Below are 1,349 nucleotides of genomic sequence, written 5' to 3'. Positions count from 1 at the left end.
CGACGTGGTGACCGGCGGCGCGTCAGCCGTTTACGGTTCGGACGCGGTGTCGGGCGTCATCAACTTCGTGCTGCGCGACGACCTGAACGGCATCAAGACCGACGTCCAATACGGTTTCTCCGCGCACCGTAACGACAATGCCGCCAATCGCGCGCGGGTCGCCGGTGCCGGGTTCAACGTCGCGCCCAGCTCGCCGGTCGATGGCCAGCGCTTCGACGCCAATATCGCGCTGGGCGCGACGTTGAACCCGGCACCGGCGACCCGCGCGCGATTGGCGGCATTGTCGTTACGGTGCGCGGAGAAACCGTATTGGACGTCGGTCTTGATGCCGTTCAGGTCGTCGCGCAGCACGAAGTTGATGACGCCCGACACCGCGTCCGAACCGTAAACGGCTGACGCGCCGCCGGTCACCACGTCGATACGCTTGACCATGAACGACGGGATGAAGTTCAGGTCGGTCGCCTGGATCGGCAACAGCCGCTGCCCGTTGACGAGGACGAGGTTACGGTTGCTGCCGAGATTGCGTAGGTTCACCTTCGCGGTGCCGTCCGATCCGTTCGACACGTTCTCGTTCGCATCCGGCGTGATCTGCGGCAGGCGGTTCAGCACGCTTTCGATGTTCGTCGCGCCCTGAAGCCGGATTTCGGCCGCACCGACGGTCGTGATCGGGCTGTTGCTCATCACACCCGGCTGCGCAAGGCGCGTGCCGGTCACCGTGATATCGGCGTCACCCTCGCCCTCGCCCGCGGCCGGCGCGTCCGCCGCCGGTGTCACCTGCGCCGTCGCCGGCACCGCGCATCCCAGCACCAACGCGGTGATCCCCGCCGATGCCAGCAATCCCTTCATCCGAACCATAAAGTCCCCCTTCTGTTATCGGGGTGACCATACACACCTTAAATCGACTATCAAATATGTTATACGATCTACACTTAACTTTTTATGCCAGTGTCGTTCGGGCGCACGACTGGAACGTGCGCCGCTCCGACGACGCACGCACGTTGATGACAACGTCGAAAAAAATTCGATCAGGCGCTTGCGACGACGCCCACACGCTCGACCGTCTCGAACTCGCGACGCAGGTCGAGGACGGTCTGCTCGATGTGCGCATACATCCGATCGCGCACGGTGCCCGCGTCGCGCGCCAGCCAGCTTTCCAGCAGTTGCGCATGTTCGTCGTTCGCGCGCTGGTCGCGCCCCAGCGGTTCCAGATGCTTGCGTACATACCGCTCGCCCAGCACGTGGAGTCGCTCCAGCATCGTCGTCACTATCAGCGCTCACACTGCGCGCAGCAGCGCCACCGGGAACGCACAGGCTAAGCACGCAGCACCACTGCAGCATACGTGTGTCAC

At 63.9% G+C, this 1,349-nt stretch carries 2 protein-coding genes; both read right to left on the bottom strand.

The features are described from left to right. Positions 1-30 precede the first annotated feature (30 nt). On the bottom strand, positions 31-855 hold the full coding sequence (locus NS334_RS09560; protein ID WP_206542644.1) for a TonB-dependent receptor plug domain-containing protein: 825 nt from the start codon (positions 853-855) through the stop codon (positions 31-33). A gap of 170 nt (positions 856-1,025) precedes the next feature. Beyond that, a complete protein-coding gene (locus NS334_RS09555) occupies positions 1,026-1,256 on the bottom strand; it encodes an FCD domain-containing protein (RefSeq protein WP_241491888.1) in 231 nt (76 codons plus the stop codon). Positions 1,257-1,349: the final 93 nt, after the last annotated feature.

The organism is Sphingomonas endophytica (assembly GCF_001476895.1).
Taxonomy (GTDB): Bacteria; Pseudomonadota; Alphaproteobacteria; order Sphingomonadales; family Sphingomonadaceae; genus Sphingomonas; species Sphingomonas endophytica_A.
The sequence above is the reverse complement of the archived record's forward strand: the minus strand, read 5'-3'. Positions and strand labels throughout refer to the sequence as shown.

Excerpts from the sequence above, each read along its gene's own strand:
- NS334_RS09560 (WP_206542644.1), bottom strand. The coding sequence starts at position 855 with ATGGTTCGGATGAAGGGATTGCTGGCATCGGCGGGGATCACCGCGTTG.
- NS334_RS09555 (WP_241491888.1), bottom strand. The coding sequence starts at position 1,256 with ATGCTGGAGCGACTCCACGTGCTGGGCGAGCGGTATGTACGCAAGCAT.